Source organism: Burkholderia sp. 9775_39 (genome assembly GCF_015712225.1).
Lineage (GTDB): Bacteria > Pseudomonadota > Gammaproteobacteria > Burkholderiales > Burkholderiaceae > Burkholderia > Burkholderia cenocepacia.
The window spans coordinates 328,463-347,409 of record NZ_JACCQC010000001.1; the positions used below are offsets into that span (position 1 = coordinate 328,463).

The 18,947-nt window shown below is 64.8% G+C and carries 16 protein-coding genes; 10 read left to right on the forward strand and 6 right to left on the reverse strand.

The features are described 5' to 3' along the window. Nucleotides 1–148 precede the first annotated feature (148 nt). The gene (locus H0X90_RS01435) at nucleotides 149–1,306 is read right to left on the reverse strand and encodes a DUF4382 domain-containing protein (protein ID WP_077189515.1); all 1,158 of its coding nucleotides are present in this window, start codon (nucleotides 1,304–1,306) and stop codon (nucleotides 149–151) included. A 408-nt stretch (nucleotides 1,307–1,714) separates the two neighbouring features. On the opposite strand from H0X90_RS01435, the gene H0X90_RS01440 reads away from it, so the two are divergent. Beyond that, a complete protein-coding gene (locus H0X90_RS01440) occupies nucleotides 1,715–2,314 on the forward strand; it encodes a DJ-1/PfpI family protein (RefSeq protein ID WP_034203983.1) in 600 nt (199 codons plus the stop codon). A gap of 135 nt (nucleotides 2,315–2,449) precedes the next feature. On the opposite strand, the gene H0X90_RS01445 is transcribed toward H0X90_RS01440, so the two are convergent. After that, entirely contained in the window at nucleotides 2,450–3,346 is an 897-nt protein-coding gene (locus H0X90_RS01445; RefSeq protein WP_077189514.1) for an oxidoreductase, read from the reverse strand. After that, nucleotides 3,343–4,566: an MFS transporter gene (locus tag H0X90_RS01450; RefSeq protein ID WP_006498048.1), complete on the reverse strand. Its 1,224-nt coding sequence runs from the start codon at nucleotides 4,564–4,566 to the stop codon at nucleotides 3,343–3,345. Before H0X90_RS01450 ends, H0X90_RS01445 begins: the two co-directional genes overlap by 4 nt. 138 nt (nucleotides 4,567–4,704) lie before the next feature. Here H0X90_RS01450 and gcvA point away from each other — a divergent pair, with 138 nt between their 5' ends. Then, nucleotides 4,705–5,637 (forward strand): transcriptional regulator GcvA, encoded by a 933-nt coding sequence (gcvA, locus tag H0X90_RS01455; RefSeq protein WP_006485586.1) that lies wholly within the window; start codon nucleotides 4,705–4,707, stop codon nucleotides 5,635–5,637. A 98-nt stretch (nucleotides 5,638–5,735) separates the two neighbouring features. Here gcvA and H0X90_RS01460 read toward each other — a convergent pair whose 3' ends face one another. Both H0X90_RS01460 and H0X90_RS01465 read right to left on the reverse strand, forming a co-directional pair. Further along, nucleotides 5,736–6,902, reverse strand: a complete 1,167-nt coding sequence (locus H0X90_RS01460; protein ID WP_034204104.1) for a porin — start codon at nucleotides 6,900–6,902, stop codon at nucleotides 5,736–5,738. Nucleotides 6,903–7,745: 843 nt separating this feature from the next. Continuing rightward, the gene (locus tag H0X90_RS01465; RefSeq protein WP_034203986.1) at nucleotides 7,746–8,210 is read right to left on the reverse strand and encodes a GNAT family N-acetyltransferase; all 465 of its coding nucleotides are present in this window, start codon (nucleotides 8,208–8,210) and stop codon (nucleotides 7,746–7,748) included. Between the two features lie 150 nt (nucleotides 8,211–8,360). Between H0X90_RS01465 and H0X90_RS01470 the strand changes: the two genes are divergently transcribed. The 6 genes from H0X90_RS01470 to H0X90_RS01495 all read left to right on the forward strand — a co-directional run bounded on the left by H0X90_RS01470 (nucleotide 8,361) and on the right by H0X90_RS01495 (nucleotide 15,066). Continuing rightward, entirely contained in the window at nucleotides 8,361–9,023 is a 663-nt protein-coding gene (locus H0X90_RS01470) for a GntR family transcriptional regulator (RefSeq protein ID WP_006485559.1), read from the forward strand. Beyond that, nucleotides 9,007–10,245, forward strand: coding sequence for a dicarboxylate/amino acid:cation symporter (locus H0X90_RS01475; protein ID WP_006485544.1), 1,239 nt, complete (start codon nucleotides 9,007–9,009; stop codon nucleotides 10,243–10,245). Before H0X90_RS01470 ends, H0X90_RS01475 begins: the two co-directional genes overlap by 17 nt. Nucleotides 10,246–10,420: 175 nt before the next feature. Further along, a complete protein-coding gene (locus H0X90_RS01480) occupies nucleotides 10,421–10,825 on the forward strand; it encodes a hypothetical protein (RefSeq protein WP_006485531.1) in 405 nt (134 codons plus the stop codon). Nucleotides 10,826–11,225: 400 nt separating this feature from the next. Next, nucleotides 11,226–11,675: a GNAT family N-acetyltransferase gene (locus tag H0X90_RS01485; protein ID WP_059723860.1), complete on the forward strand. Its 450-nt coding sequence runs from the start codon at nucleotides 11,226–11,228 to the stop codon at nucleotides 11,673–11,675. A gap of 121 nt (nucleotides 11,676–11,796) precedes the next feature. Then, entirely contained in the window at nucleotides 11,797–13,209 is a 1,413-nt protein-coding gene (locus tag H0X90_RS01490; protein WP_006485550.1) for an HD domain-containing phosphohydrolase, read from the forward strand. Nucleotides 13,210–13,296: 87 nt separating this feature from the next. Next, nucleotides 13,297–15,066 (forward strand): histidine kinase, encoded by a 1,770-nt coding sequence (locus tag H0X90_RS01495; protein ID WP_077189512.1) that lies wholly within the window; start codon nucleotides 13,297–13,299, stop codon nucleotides 15,064–15,066. Between the two features lie 47 nt (nucleotides 15,067–15,113). Here the strand turns inward: H0X90_RS01495 and H0X90_RS01500 are convergent, their stop codons facing one another. Next, nucleotides 15,114–16,229, reverse strand: coding sequence for a PHB depolymerase family esterase (locus H0X90_RS01500; RefSeq protein WP_077189511.1), 1,116 nt, complete (start codon nucleotides 16,227–16,229; stop codon nucleotides 15,114–15,116). 395 nt (nucleotides 16,230–16,624) lie between these two features. Here H0X90_RS01500 and H0X90_RS01505 point away from each other — a divergent pair, with 395 nt between their 5' ends. Then, nucleotides 16,625–17,746: a sensor histidine kinase gene (locus H0X90_RS01505; protein WP_077189527.1), complete on the forward strand. Its 1,122-nt coding sequence runs from the start codon at nucleotides 16,625–16,627 to the stop codon at nucleotides 17,744–17,746. 268 nt (nucleotides 17,747–18,014) lie between these two features. Next, on the forward strand, nucleotides 18,015–18,815 hold the full coding sequence (locus tag H0X90_RS01510; RefSeq protein ID WP_077189510.1) for a phosphodiesterase: 801 nt from the start codon (nucleotides 18,015–18,017) through the stop codon (nucleotides 18,813–18,815). Nucleotides 18,816–18,947 lie beyond the last annotated feature (132 nt).

Sequence of the window (18,947 nt, forward strand, 5' to 3'; positions counted from 1 at the left end):
CCGGTGGGCCAGGAACATAGGCGACGCACCCGCCGAGCGCGCCCACCATGCTCGCGGCTGCGAGCAATGCGATCACCCCTTTTTTCACTTCGTTCTCCCGTTATTGATGAAAGGGCCCTTCGGCCCTTTCGATGATGCCGTCAGCGCGTCAGAAACTGAAGTTGACGTTGGACTGACTGGTCGTTGCGTTGACGTTTGCCGATTGGGTCGCGCCCGATGCCGCGTCGGCCTCGATCGTATATTGACCCGCGGCGGCCGGCGCCGCGGCCAGCGCGACCGGCAGCGAACCCGAGTAGGTGCCGACGATCGGTGCGGCAGCGGGCACGGACAGCGAATAGGCGCCGGTGTCCATGTTCGCGTTGATCGACGTGATCTCGTACGCGTTCGCATCGATCGTCTGCAGCGCACGCACGAAGGCGTTCGCGCTCGCCGTCACCGTACCGCCGACGGTGCTCATCGTCGAGGCCGGCAGCGTGATCGGCGCGTTCGACGCCGACACCGCCGTGGTCGTGTTCACGACGACCGGAACCGAGCGGACGATGCCCGATGCGAAGTTGTTCTGCACGATCACGACATCGTAATTGCCCTGCGTCGAACTCTGGATCAGCGGCGACAGCACGAACTTGCCGGAACTGTCGGCCACCGTGCCGCGGACGACCTTGCCGCCTTGCTCGGCATAGACGGTCGCGCCGGCTTCGGCCGCTGCGACGTAACCGGAGATCGCGCCGCTCACGACGGTCGGAATCGCGGTGACGACGGGTTTCAGCGCATACGAGCCATTGCCGCGCTGGACGATCGACTTGCAGGCGTTGAAGTCGAGCACGAGATCGACGAGCGTATTGGGCTGAACCGTGAACGGCTGGATGATCTTGTAGCCGCTTTGCGTCGCGCTCGGCGTCGCGAGCGCCTGTTCGGTGCCGCCGGTCGGGACGACCGAGTTCGCGAGCGTGTTGCCCTGGTTCTGCGCGAGCACCAACCGAACTTGCTGATACTGGCCGGCGGGCAGCGCGGTCTGGCCGAGATCGGCGAGCACGCCGTTGGTCAGCGACAGCAGGTCGATCTTCTGCGGCGTCGCGAGGGAAACGGTCGACCAGCCACCGTCGTTGTCGGCGGCGTTCGCGTTGGCGTTGACGCGGACTTGCGAAACGGTGACGTACACATGGTCGAAGCCGCACGATGGCGCATCCGTCATCGCGACGTGCAGCGTACCGGTTTGCGTGCCGCCACCGTCGTCGCCGCCGCCGCAACCTGCAAGGACGAATGGTACGAAGGCGGCGCACAGGGCGCTCTTGATGATGTTGTTCATATGTCACCCCCAAGTGGGATCGTTATTGTGGGTGACGGAAGGATAGCGAGGCGGCAGCCGGCTATTTGGGCATCTTTGAAACCGACGGTAACAATTTGTTCGATCGGTCAATTTTTACCGGGATTGATGTCGCTTCGGATGGCCCGGGCCGGGTGGCGGCGGGCAATTACGTCGTACGGCATGGCCGCACGTTCTTTCGTCGTATGTTTGTATCGCCAGGGGCACGGGGACTCATGGAGCGGCGAGAAATTGCCCGGGCGGCCCGAGTGTGCCCGCCCGGGATGTATCGGGATGAAGTCGACCATCAGGGCAAGCCGGCCGGCTGTAACACTGAGTTGTCGGCAAAGCAGGGCCGTTCGCGGCGGCAATCTGGCAAGATGCGTCGACTGACTGGATACAGGGTGTCCCATGCATATCGCGATCGTGACCTTCCAGGGCTTCAACGAGCTCGACTCCCTCATTGCGCTCGGCGTGCTCAATCGAATCAGGAAGCCGGGCTGGCGGGTAACCCTTTCTTGTCCGGAGCCTGCCGTCACCTCGATGAACGGGGTGACCGTGCACGCGCAGTCGACGTTGGCGGACGCTTGCACGGCCGATGCCGTCCTCATCGGCAGCGGTATGCAAACCCGCCAGGTCGTCAATGACGCGGCACTGATGGCGCAGCTCGAGTTCGACCCTGCCCGGCAGCTCATCGGCGCGCAATGTTCGGGCACGTTGGTCCTGGCGAAGCTCGGCTTGCTCGGCAACATCCCGGCCTGCACCGATCTCACGACCAAACCGTGGGTGCTCGAGGCGGGCGTCGACGTCCTGGATCAGCCATTCTTCGCTCGAGGCAACGTCGCCACGGCGGGTGGCTGCTTTGCTTCGCAGTATCTGGCCGCGTGGCTCATCGCGCGCCTGGAAGGCGAGGACGCCGCGCGCAGCGCGCTGCACTACGTCGCGCCGGTCGGGGAGAAGGACGAGTACGTTTCACGCGCGCTGACGAACATCAAGCCCTACTTGGGGTAGCTCGACGAGCAATGACGCCGCCTCCATCGCAGCAAGCCGGGCGCGGCGGGTTGACGGGCCGCTGTGGTGTTCCTCACGGGAGGCGTCGGCGACGACGATTCGTGCCGGTCAGGCTGGATAGCGGTTGATGCGCGATCAACCCGGCCCGTCGCTCGCTGCCGCGAGCAGCGGCACGACCAGATCGCTGATCGGCGTCGGAATGCCGTGGGTGCGTCCGTACCGCTGCACGACGCCATTCCGGCAGTCCCACTCGAGGGGGCGGTTGCCCTGTCGGTCGGCAAGAATCGACGTACCCAGATCGGGTGGAAAGCCATGGAATCCATCGACGATTTCCTGCGGCACGTCATCGCCCAGCTTCGCGCCCTCCGCACGCGCGACCTCGAGACATTCCCGCAGGTAGGCGAGCGCCAGGGCCGTGATGTCGCTGCGCGAGAACATGCCGGCGCGGCGGCCGGTCAGCACCATGAGTCCCGCCACGGCATTCTGCAAAAGCTTTCGCCACGCGAGCGAGATGAAATCCTCGGCGACCTCGGGCGAGCAGCGCGTGCCGCGTAAAGCCGACACCACCACATCGCTTGCCGGCGTATCGGGCAGCGTGAGCCGGGGCTCGCCCCGCAGCCACACCGACGCGTCCGGTTCGCGTTGCGCCGGAAACCAGACGACCGACGGCACCACCGCGGCGCCGGCCGCATACGGTGCGAACGCGGTCTTTTGCTCGACGCCGTTTTGCAGCACGCAGACGACGGTATTCGCATCGCATAGCGCGGAGATCCAGGGTGCGGCGCTCGCCACCTGCGTCGCCTTGACCGCGACGAAGACAAGATCGACCCGTTCGTTGATCGCGTGCGGATCGGTCAGTACGGGCGCGGGCACGACGATCTCGCCGCCATCGAAGCGCAACGTCAACTGCGCGTGCGCCGAGCGGCCGCAGATCACCGGCGTGCGGCCGGCTTCGTGAAGGGCGGCGGCGACCGTCGTTCCGATCGCGCCCGGACCGACGAGGGCGACGCGCGGGTGGGGGGATGTCGTCATGGTGTTCGTCCTGTCGAGTCGTTTGCCAGATGCGGGCGCAGTGCGAGCGCGAGCGGGAAAATCGCGACGGCGGTCAACGCGGTTGCATACGTGGCGCCGTGCACACCGATCCTGTCGCCCAGAAAACCGTAGAGCACGGGCGATATCGCGCCCGATGCGATCGTTCCCGTATAGAAAATCGCGAATGCGCGCTCGGTGTGCTCGGGCGCGGACATCTCCGGAACGGTGCCGTACAGCACCGACGAGGTGCCGTTCAGCATCATGCCCAGAATCGGCAGCAGCACCATGGTCGGCGCCAGCGGGAGATACATCACCGCGACGATGCACGCCGCCGTACCGCCCTCCGTGAACAGCACCGTACTGACCATACCCATGCGCGCGCCGAGCCAGCCGCACATGAACTTGCCGGCCGCGCCGCCGATGAAAACGAGTGCAAGAGCCGTTCCCAGCAGCTGAGGGGAGACACCCTTTGCGTTGAGCAGGAAAGGCAGGAAGGTGAGGAGTCCCATGCGTACGGCCGTATCGAGCACGCCGATGGAAAACAGCGCGGCGAATCCGCTTGCTCCAGTGCCGCTGCGTTGAGTGGATGCTCGTACCTTGGCTGTCGTCTTCGCGGCGGCGCCGCGTGGCACGGCGGGAAACCACAACGCGATGACGGCAGCCACGACGCAGCCCAGTCCGGCGACGATCCATAGCGCGTGGCGCCACGGCATCAGGGTCACGAGCAGCGAAATGGCGGCCGGCAGCGCGGATTTCCCCAGATCGCCGGAAAAGTTGTAGATGCTCAGCGGGCCCCGCGCGTCGCGCCCGTAGAGGCGCGACACGGCGCCCGACGCGATCGGATGCTGCGTGCTCGATCCGCCGCCCGAAATCGCCAGCGCCACGCCCAATCCGAGCAGGCCGCCCGACAGGCCCGCGATCGCATAGCCGAGCGCGGCGAGCAACGTACCGAGTGCGAGGGTCGTGCGGCTGCCCAGACGCTGGGCAAGCCGCCCGGCAGACAACTGCAGCGTCGCCATCGTGCCGGCGTAGATGCCGCGCAGGATCGCCAGCGCCGCAAAGTCGAGCCCGAATTCCGACTGCCACACGGGTAGCAACGCATAGATCATGTCCGTATAGCCATCGTGCATCGCGTGTGCAATGCAGGATAGCCATAGCACGCGCCGTCGGGATGGCGCGGTTTCCGACATGACGGGTGGGGAAAAAACCGGCAGGCGCATCGTCGTTCGCTCCGTGCGAGCGGGTCATGGAAGCCGCGCGCGGTATCGTTTTCAGGCTCGATGGGTGAATTTTATGGCTGACGGGACAGCCATTTCAATTGAGCTAAAATCGCGTCAATGGAGAGAAAAAGTCACGTCATGAACGAGAGCCGGGATGCTGCGACGCACCGCGGGGAGTTGCCTCCGCTCAATGCGCTGCGCGCGTTCGATGCGGTCGCGCGGCACGGCAGCTTCGCGGGGGCCGCGGCGGAACTGCATGTCACCCACTGGGCCGTCGGCAAGCAGATCCGGTTGCTGGAGGACTGGTTCGGCCTGCCGTTGTTCGACCGGCGTCCGCGCGGTGTCGTGCTGACCGACGAAGGGGCCGCGTTGCTGAACGACGTCAGCCACGCGTTCGAGCGCCTCGGCACCGCGGTGGTGCGGCTGCGCCACAACACGTTCACGCAGCGGATATCGGGGGTCGTGCGCGTGAATGTGCCGATGAGCTTCGCGCTTTGCTGGCTGCTGCCGCGGCTCGCCGATTTTCATGCGCGGTATCCCGACATCGACGTCAGGGTGTCGACGACCTCGCGCAAGCTGCGCTATGTCGCCGACGCTTTCGATATCGGCGTGCGTTCCGGTCCCGAGCAAGGCGCGGGCGTCGTATCGCGCCCGTTGATGCCCGACCTGCGCGTGCCGGCCTGCAATCCGGCCTTGCTGCGTCAGCATCCGATACAGAGCGTGGCCGACCTGCGTCATCACACCCTGCTGCATTCGGCCACGACGCGCTCCGCGTGGTCGCACTGGTTGAAGGAAGCGGGGGCTGCCGATCTGCGGGCGGCGCGCCATGTCGAATTCGATCACGTGAATCTTCAGCTCGGCGCGGCCATCGAGGGGCTCGGCGTCGCGCTGGCGTCGCTGCCGCTGATCGGGCGCGATCTCGCCGAGGGGCGCCTCGTGTGTCCCATCGCAGCGCCCGTATGGCGTGCCGACGACTACATGCTGGTGACGAACGCCGATCGCGCCGACGAGGCGGCGGTGTCCGCGTTCGAGGAATGGATGGAAGGCATGGCGAGCCAGGAGGGTGGCTAGGCTCGCCGGTCAGAGCGGGCGGCAAGGGGCCGACGAAACTGGCGGAGCCTTCGTCGCCGGCGTCGTGCGCCCACTCGTCCGGACCGGCGAATCGGCGATCAAAAGCCGTGGAACATGCCGATGTTGACCTGCACTTGGTTGCCGCCCGACGAGGTGTTGCCAAAGTCGGCAGCCGACGCCTGCGCGCCCTTCGCGTGAACGTAGGCCCCCATCGCGTACAGCGCGGTACTCTTCGACAGCGAGTACGTGGCACCCAGCGACACCTGGTTGATCGAAGCCATCGTGCGACCTTCGGCCGCTTGCTTGGGCGTGGCCGCGGAACCGTACACATACGTGTAGCCGGTCGCCAGCGACAGCGCCGGCGTGACCCGGTACTGCAGCAGCGCACCCAGCACGTTGAAGTGGATCGACGGCTGGCCATCGTTGCCGTGGTACTGGGCGTTCGAGTAGCGCAGGCCGGCCGTGTACGGCCCTACCTGGTATTGCGCGGCGATTTGCGCGATGCCCGCGCTCTTGAACGCATTGCCGCCGTTGTAGCCCGAACTCGGATAGCCGAGCGCACCCCCGAAACTCGGTTGTGCCGTTGCGTTCAACCAGCCGTTCTCGCCCTGGTTGACCGCACGAAAGTAGCCGCCGGCGACCGTCAGGCCGCCTTGAGCGTAGGTCGCGGCCGCCGACCACGATTGACCCGAACCCGTTGCGCCGGCCACGCCGCCGAACGAGTACGCGCCTTCAGCCTGGAAGCCGTGGATGATCGGCGAAATGTACTTCACGGCATTGTTCTGGTTCGTCGTGTTGTCGTTGTTGTCGACGTCGCCCGGGGTCGAGAAGGTCGATGCCGAAATGACGTCGCCCGTCAGGGCCTGAACCATCTCCGTCACGGCGTCGAGCTGGCGCCCCATGCGCAGTGCGCCGTACTGTTCGGACGCGAGGCCGACGTAAGCCTGGCGGTTGAACAGCGAACGCGTGGTGCCGATCGGCCCTTGGCCGCCGATGCCGCCGGTGCCGATGTTGAAACCATTCTCGATCTTGAATACCGCCTGGAGACCGCCCCCGAGATCCTCTTGCCCCCTGAGGCCCCACTTGTTCGAACCGGCGGCGCCGCCATCGAGGCCGAACCGGCTGTGACCGTTGACGTTCGACGTATAGCCGATGCCCGCATCGAGCATGCCATACAGGGTGACCGACGACTGCGCCATTGCTGCCGACGATGCTGCGAAGGCGGCAACCGCGATAACGCTGATGTTGATTTTCTTGTTTTTCATCTGCATTTCACTGTCAGGAGTGGGTTTCGGGATGGGTTGAAACGGCTTTGTTGTATTCGAATGCAGGTGACGCGCACGGCTTGCGCATCGTTTCGGTCGCGACGGTCAGCGTCGTATTCGCCAGAGCGGCGGACCAGATTCACTCATTTCGTGATCCTTACAATCTTGTGTGGAGAACGCCGTATTGCCCGAGCGATCCGGCACCCGCTCGATTGGAACGATCGTGGTGCCACGACGTGAACGAGAGCTGCTGCCTTGCTACGTTGTCGCTTCAGCCGTGCTGCCGCGGCGCGCGCCACGCCCCTGCAACGTGGTCGCACTTTGCAGGTGGAAAAACCATATCAGGAACATAAATTCCCGTCAAAATTAGTTTGATATAAGTTAATCTCGTTTGATGACCTCGCGCCTTACGGAGTTTCCCTTATAGAAACTGCCATCAGGGCGACGTGCTGTCGACGTCCGCGCCATCATGCCGATGATCTCGACAAGGGCAAGCGAATGCGCGCTATGTGGCGGAGGACGATATCCGGCTGAAAGGGTCGGCCGCGACGGGCGACAATCGGGGGCGGAAAGTACCGGTCGGCAGATCTCGCTGATTACGCGGCGCCGGTCGAATGAGGTCCGTTCGAGAAGCCGAAAGCCATCGCGGAAAATCGGTCACCAAGCGTGGTGCTCGGTAACCGGTCCATTTGCGCGTCGATTGCGATAATCGAAACGGAGAAGGAGATTATTGAATGTTGCGCGTTAGTCGCGCGTGAGCTTTCGTGTGTCGCACTGTTTTCGGATCAGCTACCAGTACCTTACAGGTTGCGATTGCGACCGAACGCCAGTCGCAGACGAAACTCAGCATTCGATCTCGCGCTGCATTAGATAGAATTTCATGTCATCGCGGCCCTGCATTGAAATCGGCACCGGATCGCGATTAAAGCCGAGCATTTCGTAGAATCGATACGCCGACTCGCGGGCCGTGCACCACAGCAGCGTGCCATGCTGTTCGCGTACATGGCGAAGGGAGAGATTGACCAGCAGGCGTCCGAACCCCAGCCCGCGTACCGACGGATGGACGGCCATGCCGCGCAGGCGCCAGGCCCCGGCGTTCGAAACGCCGGATTGTGCTTCTTTACACACCGATGCCACGGCAACGATCGTATCGTTATCGCGAACGGCAAAATGCGTGGTCGTGGGGGCGAGATCGCCGTGTAAAGCACTTCCTTCCTCATCTCCCGCCATCAGGATGGCGGCCCTGAGGGGATAGGTTTCTTCCGCACGGACGGCACAGATGGTAAAGCGCACATCTTGTGAAATCATATAATTATCGGCTCTTTTCGTGACGCAGATTTTCTTGCAGTTCTCTTTCGGTATACCCACTCGCAAAATTAGCAGTTGCCGGATATTGCCGGTAAGGGTAATTTCCTATCCGCCACTTCTTTTCCAATCATACGCTAACTGCGATCACAGATGACGTCGAAAGTCTCGACAGATGCAGAGCTTGCCTACGACGAGATCCGATCGAGGATCTTTGACGGCCGCCTTGCGCCTGGACAGAAAGTATCTCACCGCGGCCTGTCCGACGAACTGGGTTTCGGCCAAATGCCGGTGCGCAGCGCATTGCATTTGCTCGAATCCGAAGGGCTGGTCGTCGTCATCGAAAAGAGTGGAACCTATGTTGCCTCGCCCACGACGAGCGATCTCCGCGAAATTTTTGAAATGCGGCTGGCGCTGGAGAGTACCGCGGCGTTTCTTGCCGCGAGATCGGGCGTCACGCCGGGTCTTTGCGAGGCGGCGGGGAAGATGCGGGAACTGATCGACCGGGACGTCGCGGACATCATGCTCGAGCAACGTATCGGCTGGGTGTTTCATCAAGAGCTGTTCGCTGCCGCACGGAACGTTCGAATCTCGTCGGCGTATGGTTTGTTGCGGGCCCAGACGCTCGCCTTGAACGAACTCCCGCGTGGCGACGCCGAAACCGTCCGGCGCGGCACGATCGAGCATCTGCACATCTTTCAGGCAATCGAAGCGAACAACGGCGAGCTGGCGCGTCAGCACATGTGGAACCACATCGTTGACGGTACGCCGGCACGGATAAAACTGCTAAAGGCGCGGCATGAACACGAAAAATAAAGGGCTTTCCCTCCCGATGCAAATGCTTGGCGGACTTGTCCTGGGCGCCGCTTGCGGCGTGCTTGCACCGGGCTTTGCCGCGAAGCTGGGCTTCTTGAGCACGATGTTCGGCCACGCGATCAAGATGGTCGTGATGCCGTTGATCTTCCTGTCGGTCACGGTCGGTGTCTTTCGCGCGGGCAAGCTTCGCGAGCGGCTTGGAAAGGTCGCGCTGTCCAGTATCGCCTTCTTCGTGTTGATGACCGGCCTGGCTGCGTCGCTCGGCCTGCTGCTCAACTTCGCATTTCGACCGGGGCTCGGTGCGAGCATGGCACAGTCGGGATCGATGCCGGCAGCGCTCGCGTCCAGCATCGACTGGACGAAGTTTCTCGTTGACCTGATTCCCGCGAACATCGTTGCGGCGCTCGCCGCGGGGAATTCTCTGCCGGTGCTCGTTTTCGGCGTCATTTTCGGCGCGGCATTGGCGGCTGCACCGGAGCGTGCGGAGCCTGCGATCGCCGTTTTCGAGGCGCTGCTGTCGGGGCTGTTCAAGATGGTCCAGTGGGTGATCGCATGGTCGCCGCTCGCGATCTTCGCCGCGATCGCGCAACTGCTGGCGGCCAAGGGCTTTACCGGCGCGCACTCGCTCATCGAACTGCTGGGCGTGGCCTATCTCGGCATGGCGGTGCTGGCCGTCGTACTCACGATCGTCATTCGCATTGCCGGTCAGTCGCCGGTCGCCGTTCTCAGGAAGGTGAAGGAACCGCTGATCCTCGGTTTCACGACGCGTTCGTCCGAAATTACCTACCCGTTGCACCTGAAGAAGCTGGTTGAACTGGGTGTGCCGTACGGCGTCGCGTCCACGATTTTGCCGCTCGCCTATATTTTCAATCGCGACGGCGCCGTGCTCTATACGGCCCTTGCGGTCGGCTATCTGGCCGACGCGTACCACCTGGCCTGGTCCTGGCCGCTGGTGATCACGATCTTGATCCTGACGATCATCACCATCGACGGAGCGGCCAATGTGCCGTCCGGGGCGATCGTCGCCATCACCATCGTCCTCACGTCGATCGGGTTGCCGGCCGATGCGGTGCTGCTGCTGTTGGGCGTCGACGCCTTTTTCGACATGGGGAGAACCGCGCTCAACGTGTACGGGAGCACGACGGCGGCCGCTGTCGCGGTGAGGCTTTCCGGTTCAGACGACATGGCCGCGGAAACCGTGACGCGTCAGGCAAGCGTGTAGGCGCTTCGGAAGCGACGGGCGGCGGGCGTTTTTCAATGTCGCGCCCGGCGACTGTCACGCATTGGGGTGCGCCCGCTCGGGCATCCAGGCGCCGCGACGAGAACAGGACTGGACGAGCGTGCGTTCTTGGCGAGTTTCAGTGGGTAGGACGACGTATTTTTTTTGCTGGAGAAAGATGATGGTTGGTTCAGCGTCCGCAGATTTTTTCATGCTGCGCTTAGGCACGCCGCATCCGTCGTGGACATTCACCGATGACAGCAACATGCTCGGCATCGGCGATTGCGACGGGGTGATGAGTGCCATGTTCGAACTGGATCGCAACCAGGTCGCACGGATCAGAGGCTTGGGCCAATCGGTGGGGAGAATCAGGTGTACTTGCGAACGCGGTGGCCGGGAGCTGCAGTTTTATCTCCATGGCAAACAGGTGTCGCAAGGCGTGTGGGTCGGGGTCGCGTCGGCTGATCCCGACTATCTTCCGACGGCGGCGACGATCGCAACGTGGGAAGTGCCGAATCGCGACGATGTCTTCGCGTTTCCGGGCGCGCGGGCAGACCTGATCGCCTCTGCCAGCCTGGCCTGAACTGCGATCACAGATTGTTGCGCGGGCGCGGTCCGGGACCGCTCCGATTCTCGGGACGCGGTCGTCTGACGAGCCCGTCCGTCTGTACGCGCAGGCCGTCTAATGCATGTGGTTCTGGCACGCACCAACCTCGGATCGCCAGAACCAATTTGCTGGCCAGTTCACTGGCCAGCGTTTTTTATTCCTCGAGCCGATCTCGTCGGCTCGTTTGCCGGGCGCTTATCCGGACAAAACAAAAGGCCGGTTTGTTCGGGAAGTTCGTTCAGAGCGAGGCGAGCGGTTGCTGCATGACCGCTCGCTTTGCGCGCGATCCTTTATCGGGTAAGGTCAGGCAACGCTGCATCGTCGGTAGCGGCACATCAGACACTGTCCCACGCATCGCGTCAATCGCGCCAGCTCCATGCCCCTGATCTTCGTCCCCGTCACGCACGCCGACGCCGAAGCGCTCGTCGCGATCCGCATCGCCGCGATGCGCGACAGCCTCGAGCGCATCGGCCGTTTCGATCCGCAGCGTGCGCGCGAACGGTTTCTCGCGTCGTTCGATCCGGCGCGATGCCGTTTCGTCGAAGTCGACCATTCGCGTGCGGGGTTCTACACGCTTCGCCCGAGGGCGGATCACTGGTTGCTCGACCATCTGTACATCGTGCCCGCGCATCAGGGGAAGGGCATCGGCGCCGCCGTGCTGCGCGAGATTTTGGCCGAAGCCGACGAACACCGGATGCCCGTTCACGTCGGCGCGCTGCGCGGCAGCGACTCGAACCGCTTCTACGAACGGCATGGCTTCGTGCGAACCGGCGAAGCGGAATGGGACATCTACTACCGGCGCGAACCGGGCACGGCGACGACGTAGCGCTCGCGTGATGGATTCCGAATGAAATCGACACGCACGTATTAGCGTTTCCACCAATGTGGAAAACGCGGGGCCGGCCGATGTCGCAGAGAGGGCGTGAATAATTGATCCGAGGCCGATTATGACGACATCTGCAACAAACGACCTGAATGCCGTGTCGCCCGAAACGTCCGACACCGCGGTGGCATCCGGTGAAGCGGCCCGCGTACCGTCGATCCTGCTCGTCGACGACGAACCGAACGTGCTGTCGGCGCTCAGGCGCGTATTCCGGCCCACCGGCTACGACATCGCGACGGCCGACAGCGGCGAGGCCGCGCTCGAGATCCTGGCGTCGACCGACATCGACCTGATCGTGTCCGACATGCGGATGCCGCACATGAGCGGCGCGGAATTCCTGGCGCGCGCGCGGGCGCTGTACCCTGACACGATGCGCATCCTGCTGACCGGCTATGCGGAGATCGCGTCGGTCGTGCAGGCCGTCAACGAAGGCGGCGTGTATCGCTACCTGAACAAGCCGTGGGACGATCACGACCTGCTGCTGACCATCGAGCAGGCGCTGGAGCAGCGCCGTCTGCGTCGCGAAGCGGCGCGGCTGGCGGCCCTCACCGAAGCGCAGAACGACGCGCTGCGCCGGTTCAATACCGACCTCGAAACGCAGGTTCGCGCGCGCACCGAGGAGCTTGGCCAGACCGTGATGTTTCTCGAAGCGGCGCAGAGCGACCTGAAAAGCAGTTTCACCGCGATGGTTCAGGTGTGCGCGAGCATGATCGAGCTGCGCTGCGGGGCCGCGAGCGGGCATGCGATGCGGGTCGGCGAGATCGCGCGGCGGCTCGCGCTGGCGTCCGGGATGAGCGAACTGCACGCACAGGACGTCTATTTCGCGGGGCTGTTGCACGGCATCGGCAAGCTGTCGCTGCCTGACGAATTGCTGCACAAGCCGCTCGCGCGGATGACGACCGACGAGCACCGCGTGTTCCAGGAGCATCCGCTGCGTGCGCAGATGGTGCTGACGCCGGTCGCCCAGTTGCACAAGGTCGCGTCGATCGTGCTGCACCAGTACGAGCGCTTCAACGGCCGCGGCACGCCGGACGGGCTGGTCGGCGACGCGATCCCGGTCGGGTCGCGGATCGTCGCGATCGCGCGCGATTTCGAAGGGCTGCGCCACGGCGAAATCGGCGCGCCGCATTCGATCGAGCAGGCGATCGACGTGTTGCGTTCGCAGGCGAACGTGCGTTACGACCCGCAACTGGTCGCGCGCTTCATCGAGTTGATGCGGGATCCGGCGAGCCTCGGCATCGCGGCGTCCGTCGCGGAGATCCGGTCGGCGCAACTGCGCGAAGGGATGGAGCTTGCCGACGATCTGCGCACGCATCGCGGCGTGTTGTTGATGACGAAGGGCAGCGTGATGTCCGCGCATCAGATCGAGCTCGTGCGCCGCTTCGAGGCGCGCGAGGGCACGCCGTTCGACATTCTCGTGCTGGCCCGTCCGGCCGGGCAGGCGCACGCACCCAATGGAGGGGCGCCGCCGGCCTGATATCGAACGTCGACCGGATGACGACCGCGGGGCGTGCGACCGCCCGCACCGCGACGCTGCATTCAACTCGTTGCGGGCGCCCCGATCATGCATGGCATCTACAACCTTCCGCTCGTCCTGCTGTCGCTCGCGATCGCGACGCTGGCTTCCTATACGACGCTCGACCTCGCCGCGTTCATTTCGCTGCTCGACAATCCGAAGCTCAAGCGCGCGTGGCTCGGCGGCGGCGCGGCGGCGATGGGCACCGGAATCTGGTCGATGCATTTCGTCGGCATGCTCGCGTTTTCGTTGCCGGTGCCGCTCGGCTATGCGTGGCAGGAAACGGGCGCCTCGCTCGCGATCGCGGTGCTCGTGTCGTATTTCGCGCTGAACGTCGTCACGCGCGCCCGGCTGGGCTGGCGGCGGCTGTGCGCGGGCGGCGTGCTGATGGGCGGCGGGATCGCCGGCATGCACTACACGGGGATGGCCGCGCTGCACATGCAGCCCGGCATTCGCTACGACGCCGCGCTGTTCGCCGCGTCGATCGGCATCGCGGTGGTCGCGTCGACGGCCGCGCTGTGGATCGCGCAGGCGTTGCGCATGCGGCAGGCGCGCCACGCGACCGCGCAGCGCATCGGCGCGGCCGCCATCATGGGCATCGCGATTACCGGCATGCACTACACGGCGATGGCGGCCGCGCATTTCGCACCGGACGCGCGGTGCGGCGCTGCGAACGGCGTCGACGCGCCGTGGCTCGCGACGACCGTCGCGCTGTTTACGATGGCGACGCTGGTCGTCACGCTGCTCGTGTGCCGTTTCGATGCGCGCACCACTTTCCTGCGCGGCATGACCGATACGCTCGAACGGCTCGTGCGGGTGCGAACCAGCGAACTCGAACGCGCGCTGCACAGCTACGAGCAGACGACGCAGATGCTGCAACGCACGCGTGAGAACATGGCGACCGAGATCGACGAGCGCAAGGCCGCGCACGCGCTGCTCGAACAGGAGAAGGACGAGCAGCGACGCCTGCTGCATGCGCTCGAGGAAACGCACGAGCAGTTGCTGCAGTCCGAAAAACTCGCGTCGATCGGCCAGCTCGCGGCCGGCGTCGCGCACGAGATCAACAATCCGATCGGCTTCGTCAGCGCGAACCTCAACACGTTGAAGACGTGGGTGCGCAGCCTGCTCGACGTGGTCGCGGCGCATGAAGCCGCGCTGCCGCAGCTCGATCCGGCCACCCGCGACGCACTGACGGCCGCGCACCGCGCGGCGGATCTCGACTACGTTCGCGACGAGATCGCGACGCTGATCGACGAATCGATCGACGGCGCGCTGCGCGTGCGGCGCATCGTGCAGGACCTGCGCGATTTCTCGCGCCCGGCCAGCGACGAATGGAGCGTGGTCGATCTCCATGCGGGCCTCGAGAGCACGCTCAACGTCGTTCACAACGAGCTCAAGTACAAGGCCGACATCGTGCGCGATTACGGCGACGTCCCGCACGTCGAATGCCTGCCGTCGCAGTTGAACCAGGTGTTCATGAACCTGCTGGTCAACGCCGCGCAGGCGATTCCCGAGCGCGGCGTGATCACGATCCGCACGTCGAGCGACGGCGAACAGGTGTCGATCGCGATCAGCGATACCGGCGCCGGCATGACACCCGACGTCGTCCGGCGGATCTTCGATCCGTTCTTCACCACGAAGCCGGTCGGGCAGGGCACGGGGCTCGGGCTGTCGGTCTCGCACGGCATCGTCGAGCGTCATCGCGGCGCGATCGACGTGACCAGCGAGCCGGGGCGCGGCACGACCTTCCGGATACGGTTGCCGGTTCGGCGTGCCGGCGACCGCGCGGACGCCGCAGCGCTGGAGCAGCGGGTTTGACGTCATGACGGCGGCCGTTCGCGAGCGGCCGCTGCGAGCGTCGCGCGTCACGCCGATCGCTTGCGGCGCTGACGACGAAAGAAATGCCAGAACATCGCGGTCGCGTCCGGCCCCTTGGCGGAATGGAACGGCTCGCTCGGGTCCCCGCCGCTCCACGCATGCGGCAGCCGGCGGACGATGCACACCCTGACGACCAGCCGCCCCCCCTTCAGATAATCGACGTAGTCCGCATCGTCCTGCGCGTAGCTGCGTTGCTCGCCGACGCGGATTGCACTGTGTTCGTCGACGAGCCGGTTGAGCCGCGCGAACGCGATGCCGAGCTGCGTCGCGTTCCGGTCGGTCACGACCGTATCGAGCGCGCCGTGGATGACGAGGGCCGGCATGCCGGGATAGGACGCGACGTCGGCGCACGCGTCGAGCGCGGCGATCGGATCGTCGCGGAGCCCGCGACGCATCAGGCTCATCGCGGCCATCGTCGACGACGGCGGCGCGATGGCCGGGCCGGAGTGCAGGCCGACGGCCGCGAAACGGTCGGGATACCGGAGCGCCAGCACCGCGGCGAGCCCGGCGCCGGCGGACAGGCCGGCCACGTAGATCCGGTCGCGATCGAAGCCGTGGCGCCGCACGATGGCGTCGACCAGCGACGCGACGGCCGCGGCTTCGGACTCGGTCGCATCGCCATGCCAGTGCCAGCAGCGGTGCGCATGGGTTGTCTTGGCCTGTTCGGGAAACAGCACGGCGAACCCCGCTCGCTCGGCCAGACGGCAGATGCGCGTGCCCGCGGCGAACGATTCGGCGGTCTGCTTGCAGCCGTGCAGCATGACGATGGCTGGCATGCCTGCTGTCTTGGCGGGTGCGGCGGGAAGATACAGCGCATACGCAAGATGGTTCACGAGCCGGCCGGCGCTCGGGCCGGCGGAATGAAACGAGCGCAGCCAGGTGCCGGGCAGCTCGACCGACGGCGCGCGTGCGGCGGGCGCGGTGCCCGTCCGTTTGGCGGCAGGGGCGGCGACGGCCGGCTTGATGGTGCGTTGAACGACCTTTTTGGCGGCTTTTTGGGTGGCTGGTCGCGGCTTGCCGGCCCGCTTCTTCGGCCGCGCACCGGTCGCGATGGAAAACAGTTCGAGATGCCGTAACCAGAGGCTGGATTTTTTCCTGGGCATGTGCGGTTTCGTGCCGGCGGCCGGCCGTGGCGGGAAGAGGCGGCCGACTCCACCGTCGGATGGAAGTCGAATGGGCGCGGAGCAAGGTTCGTGCTGCCGATGCCGCGGCAACCGAAAGGCGGCGTCCGGCTGAACGGGGGTGACGCGCATCGATTATCGGCGATGCTAGCCGCCCGACGTGACGAGCGTGCGAATCGAAGCCTCCTTCGGCCCTGAAAAGGACCATCGCGCATCGGGAATCGTTCGGTTCGCCGGGCCCTGGCCGCCGGGCATTCACCGCCCACGCGGCCGGAAATGACGACGGCGGTGATCGAATCGTCGGATAACGCCGTTGTTCAGTGATATCGTGCGGTTCGACAGAAGCGTTCACCGTTCATTCCGTTGTGAGGGGCGACATGCGTCTTGCTGATTTCATCGTACGGAACATGGAACCGATCCTGGTGCAGTGGGAAGCGTTTGCCGCCACGTTGTTACCGGCTGCGAGGCACATGAACTCGCAGGGGCTACGCGACCACGCGCGCGAGATCCTGACCGCCGTCGCCAAGGACATCGCGACGCCGCAAACGAGGGAGGAGCAGCACGAGAAATCGCTGGGGCGCGCGCCCGAGCCGGCGAACGCCAGCGAGACGGCCGCCCAGACGCATGCCGTTCTGCGCGCCCGGCGGGGTTTCAACATCAACCAGCTGGCAGCCGAGTATCGGGCGCTGCGTGCCAGTGTGCTGCGGCTGTGGATCGATGCGTGTCACCCGGCGCCGCCTGATATGGGCGACATGATTCGCTTCAACGAAGCGATCGACCAAGCGCTGGCGGAATCCGTGGCTTTCTTTACCGACCAGGTCGAGCAGGCGCGCAACTTGCTGCTTGGCATGCTGAGCCACGACATGCGCACGCCGCTGCAGACCATCCAGCTCACGGCGTCGTATCTTGCCGCCCTCAATGCAGGCGAGGCCGTATCGGGGGCCGCCGCTCGGCTGATCCGAAGCGGCGGCCGCATGCAGGGCCTTCTCGATGATCTCTGCGATTTCAATCGAACCCAGCTCGGGCTGGGCATCAACGTCGTTCCCCGCAATATCGATCTCGCGCACGTGCTCGTCAATGTGGTGGACGAGTTGCGGGCCGGTCATCCGGATCGCGAAATTACCGTCGATATGCGCGGTGATCTCCGGGGTGAGTGGGACGAGCAGAGAATGCAGCAGTTGCTGAGCAACCTGGTGGGCAATGCCATCAAGTATGGCGCGCGCGATACACCGGTGCGGGTGGTGGCCACGACGACCGGCGATGAAGTGTTCGTCGAGGTCGGCAACAGCGGGCCGGCGATCGATCCGCGCATGCTCGACCGCATTTTCGATCCGCTCGAGCGCGGGGAAGAGCGTCAGGGAAGGACGGGTGACGATGCCGGCCTGGGGCTCGGCTTGTTCATCGCGAGGGAAATCGCCAAGGCGCATCGCGGCCGGATCGACGCGCGCTCCGATCAGACGGAAACCGTGTTCGCGGTGCGGCTGCCGAGAAGTGTATGAAGCGGGGAGCGCGGGCCGGGGGATGATTCCCCGTCGGGCTTGCGGTCGGCGGTGGCGAGAGGCCGCTACCGGCCAGAAGCCGCCTTGCGTGCTTCGCCACCCGGCGTCTGCGTCTGCTTGCCAACCCGAATCAGCCACGCTGACGCACGATTGAGCGCGCGTGGCGCACGACCGTTGTCACCGAAAGCCTCTGTCGATGGGCGAATTTTGTCCGGCCTAAAATCTCCTCGATCGATGTACGGGCAGGTCAAAGCCAACGGAGCGCTGAGTGACGGTCATCGCACAACTTTCCGATATTCATGTCCGGCCTCACGGCGTCCTGTATCAAGACGCCGTGGATTCCAATGTCATGTTTTCGGCAGCCGTCGATTCGCTGAACCGCATTCGACCTGAGCCAGATCTGGTCGTCATCTCCGGCGACCTGACGGACGAGGGCACCGAAGACGAGTATCGAAAACTTCGCGAACTGCTCGTCGAGTTGAGGCGACCGTTCGTGGTTCTGCCGGGTAATCACGACGACCGTGGCAATCTGCGAGCCGCGTTCCCGGATCACGCGTGGCTTCCGGACGAGGGCGCACTCTCGTTCGCGCTGGACGTGGGCGAACTACGCGTCGTGGCGTTGGACACCTCCGTTCCAGGGCTACATCACGGTGAACTGGACGCCGAAACCCTGGCGTGGCTCGACACTGAACTTGCCGAGCATCGCAATCGGACCGTGGTTATCGTCATGCACCATCCACCGTTCATGACCGGCATTCCTTATCTCGACATCTACGGGTTGCGAAATGCGGAGGCATTTGCCGCGGTTCTTGCGCGGCATAGCAACGTAGATCGCATTCTTGCCGGGCACGTCCACCGGTCGATGCAGACGCGTCTTGGGCGCGTTCCGGTACTCACCTGCCCGAGCACGACCACTCAGATTGCGCTGCGCGTTGAAGCGGACGCGCAGCCCGCTTCTTTTCTCGAACCCCCTGCATACATGCTGCATCGCTGGGCAGATCGAGGTCAGCCAGCGGTCTCCCACTTGTGTTACGTGGGGCACTTCGAGGGCCCGTTCCCCTTCGCGTAAGCGTCCCCGTCGAGGACACGGCGGTCGATGACGTACGAGGCATTGGCACGACATGGACAGGCCATGCCGCTTGTTACCCCGGAGCAGGCGATCGACCGGCGTTACCACCGGCGCGTCGCCGCGCCGGCAGGC